The organism is Streptomyces odonnellii, assembly GCF_000981895.1.
Lineage (GTDB): Bacteria > Actinomycetota > Actinomycetes > Streptomycetales > Streptomycetaceae > Streptomyces > Streptomyces odonnellii.
Genome location: NZ_LATD01000442.1, coordinates 1 through 3,476, shown reverse-complemented (window position 1 = coordinate 3,476; position 3,476 = coordinate 1). Strand labels below are relative to the sequence as shown.

The 3,476-nt window shown below is 70.2% G+C and carries 3 protein-coding genes; all 3 read right to left on the bottom strand.

Annotated elements, in window-relative coordinates; genetic code table 11:
• Positions 1-276: 276 nt before the first annotated feature.
• Complete coding sequence (locus WH07_RS32390; RefSeq protein ID WP_046508075.1) at positions 277-1,110, bottom strand: S-methyl-5'-thioadenosine phosphorylase; 834 nt, start codon at positions 1,108-1,110, stop codon at positions 277-279.
• Positions 1,111-1,203: 93 nt separating this feature from the next.
• Positions 1,204-1,584 carry an FmdB family zinc ribbon protein gene (locus tag WH07_RS32385; protein WP_046508073.1) on the bottom strand — a complete coding sequence of 127 codons (381 nt, stop codon included), beginning with the start codon at positions 1,582-1,584 and terminating at the stop codon, positions 1,204-1,206.
• A gap of 66 nt (positions 1,585-1,650) precedes the next feature.
• Positions 1,651-3,051, bottom strand: coding sequence for an MFS transporter (locus tag WH07_RS32380; RefSeq protein ID WP_046508071.1), 1,401 nt, complete (start codon positions 3,049-3,051; stop codon positions 1,651-1,653).
• Positions 3,052-3,476 lie beyond the last annotated feature (425 nt).

Genomic DNA, 3,476 nt, shown 5'->3' with positions numbered 1-3,476 from the left:
GGGGAGAACCCGCCGAGGGGCAAGGGGAAGAAGAGGAACAAGGGGACGGATCGCACGAGTTGTGCGAGAAGGAATGGGACATGGCGAACACCGCCTGACGTGAGGAGTTTCTTCGATCGCTCCCCACAATCCACGGTCCGGCACGATCCCGCCGGAGCCTGTGGATCACCTACCGGTTGTGGACAACTCCGCCACCCGCAAGAGTGGTTCCGGCGTTCGCCGACTCAAATCCCGTTTCTCCGCGCATGGTTCGCGGAGGGCCGGGGCAACCCGTGATCAGGGCAGTTTGAGCCCGGTGTCGATCCCGTCCAGCGCATGCGAGCAGAGACAGTCGCGCGTCCCACTCGGCTGCAGTCCGCCCACTGCGTCGAAGAGCACGGTGCGCAGCCGGTCGACATTCGCGGCGAAGACCCGGAGGACCTCCTCGTGGGAGACCCCCTCTCCGGTCTCCGCCCCCGCGTCCAGATCCGTCACAAGTGTCATGGAGGTGTAGCACAGGCCCAGTTCACGAGCGAGCACGGCTTCGGGGTGCCCGGTCATCCCGACCACCGACCAGCCCATCGCCGCATGCCACCGGGACTCGGCTCGCGTCGAGAAGCGCGGACCCTCGATGACCACGAGTGTCCCGCCGTCCACCGGCTCCCAGCCATGCCGGCGCGCCGCCGCCAGCGCCGCCCCGCGCCCCTCGGGACAGTACGGGTCGGCGAGCGAGATATGGACGACCTTGGACGCGCTGCCGTCCGGCAGTGGCACCCCGTCGTAGTAGGTCTGTGTCCGCGCCTTGGTGCGGTCCACTAGCTGGTCGGGTACGAGCAGCGTGCCCGGCCCGTACTCCGGCCGCAGCCCGCCCACGGCGCACGGGCCCAGTACCTGCTTCACACCGACGGAGCGCAGCGCCCACAGGTTGGCACGGTAGTTGATGCGGTGCGGGGCCAGACCGTGCGAGCGGCCGTGCCGGGGCAGGAACGCGACCTGCCGGCCCGCGATCTCGCCGAGGAAAAGGGAGTCACTGGGCGGTCCGTACGGAGTGTCCACCTGGACCTCGGTCACATCCTCCAGAAAGGAGTAGAAGCCCGAGCCACCGATCACGCCGATCTCTGCGTTCGCCATCCGATCACAGTAGCCGTGCCGTCCCGGGCATACACGAAGGACCCCGGCCGCGGGATGCGGCGGGGCCCTGCGAGAGAAGAGAACGACGCGAGATCAGGCCGCCGAGGAGCCGCTGGAGCTGCCGCTCGACGCCGAAGAACCAGAGCTGGAACCCGAACCCGAACCGGACGCGGAGGAACCGGAGGCCGAGGAGGAGGCCGACGCCGCGGTCTTGGACTCCGACGACGAGGACGACTTCGTACCCGAGGCGGCCGAGCCCGACGAGTTCGCCGAAGCGGGGGCGCTGCCCGACGACGAGCCACGGCTGTCGTTGCGGTAGAAACCGGAGCCCTTGAAGACGATGCCGACCGCGGAGAACACCTTCTTCAGGCGTCCCTGGCAGTTCGGGCAGACGGTAAGGGCGTCATCGGTGAACTTCTGCACCGCCTCGAGGCCCTCGCCGCACTCGGTGCACTGGTACTGATAGGTCGGCACTTGCTCCTCCTGGCACTCTCACTCAATGAGTGCTAACGACGCTCCATAGTGACGTATTCCGCGCGATCAGTCCACTGCCATCGGAACGCGGTGACTCATCCCACGCGCGGCAACCCGTTCCGGGAGCTTCGGGGCCAGCCGCGAACGCAGTAGTACCAGGGTGACGAGAGCCGCCACCGTACCGGCGAGCGGGACGGCGAATCCGGCGCTCGCGCCATGGGCGTCGGCGAGCTGTCCCGCGGCGGTCACCGCCGCGGCCTGGCCCAGCGCGACCGCGCCGGTCAGCCAGGTGAAGGCCTCGGTGCGGACCGAAGCGGGCACGAGCGACTCGACCAGTGTGTAGCCGGTGATCAGGGTGGGCGCGATACAGAGCCCGACCAGCAGGCCGAGCCCGGCGAGGAGCGGCACCGAGTGCACCGACCACAGAGAGGAGACGACCAATGTCAGTCCCGAATATCCCGCCATGAGTCTGCGGCGGGGGCCGGTCTTCCAGGCGACGGCGCCGCACACGATTCCGGCGACCATATTGCCGGCGGCGAAGATCCCGTACAGCACACCGTTCAATCCGGGGGTGCCGATCTCCTCGGTGAACGCCGTCAGCGAGACCTGCATGCCGCCGAAGACGGAACCGATTCCCAGGAAGGCCACGGCCAGTACCCGTACCCCGGGCACGGACAGCGCGGACCGGCCGGGCTCCGCCGGGGCGCCCGCCCCGCGCCGGGCGGTCCGGGGCTGGGTCCCGCGCCGGGCGGCGAAGAGCAGCCCGCCGGCCAGGGTGAGTGCCGCTTCGGCGATCAGTCCGGCCGCCGGGTGGACGCCGGTGCACAGCGCGGTCGCGAGCACGGGCCCGATGACAAAGGTGAACTCGTCCGTCACGGACTCGAAGGCCGCCGCGGTCGGCAGCAAGGAGGGGAGGGAGGAGGGAGACGGGGCAGCACCTGAAACGCCTGAAGCAGTACCTACAGCACCGCCCGATTCGATGCGTGCCGGGCCCGCTGGACCGGACCCGGCGCCCAGCAGAGCGGCCCAGCGGGTCCGGACCATGGGGCCGATCTGCGGGACGGAGGCGCCGGTGGGGACGGCCGCGGCGAACAGCGCCCACAGAGGGGCGTGCGCCAGGGCGAGTGCGGTGAGCGCCGCCGCCGAGCCGGTGTGGACCAGTACGCCTGGTACCAGGACCGCGCGCTGTCCGAACCGGTCAGCCAGCCTGCCGCTTCTCGGCGCGCAGAGGGCCATGGAGACGCCGGTGACCGCGGCGACGGCTCCGGCGCTGCCGTACGAACCGGTGGTGTGCCGGACCAGCAGGACGATGCTGATCGTCAGCATCGCGAAGGGCTGCCGGGCGGCGAATCCGGGGAGGAGGAATGTCCAGACGCCTGGTGTACGGAGGAGCTGCCCGTAGCCGGGGCGGCGCGGGGCGCTGCCCCGGGGCGGCGCGTTGGTGGTGCCGACCGTGTTGCGGGACACGGCCCTTGCCTTTCTGCCGCCTGGTAGCGCGCCCCGGGGGTACGGGGGCAGCCGAGGGCTGTCCTCTTGCGCGGGACTGCGGTAGATACCAGGGCCCACGGGGGGAACGCCACGGCCGCCATACGGTCGCGCCAGCCCTGCGTCAGGCAGAGGTGGTCGATCAGTCAGGTGCGCCTTCATCGTACAGGTACGGGAAGTCAGCCCCCTGGGAATGGCCAGGCGCTACGACCGTACGCCTGCGATTACGCCTGTGGTTACGCCTGCGGGGGCCATCGCCTCGACCGTTATCCCGACCGCCGTCCTGGCCACCGGCCGGCCGTCGTCCGGACCATCGCCCCGCACCGTCACCCCGACCATCGCCCCGCCCGTCACCGCACCGTCACCCCACCCGTGATCCGCACCATCACCCCCTGTCCCTTATACAC

Coding starts and splice junctions, on each gene's coding strand:
- WH07_RS32390 (WP_046508075.1), bottom strand. CDS start 1,110: ATGGCGAACGCAGAGATCGGCGTGATCGGTGGCTCGGGCTTCTACTCC.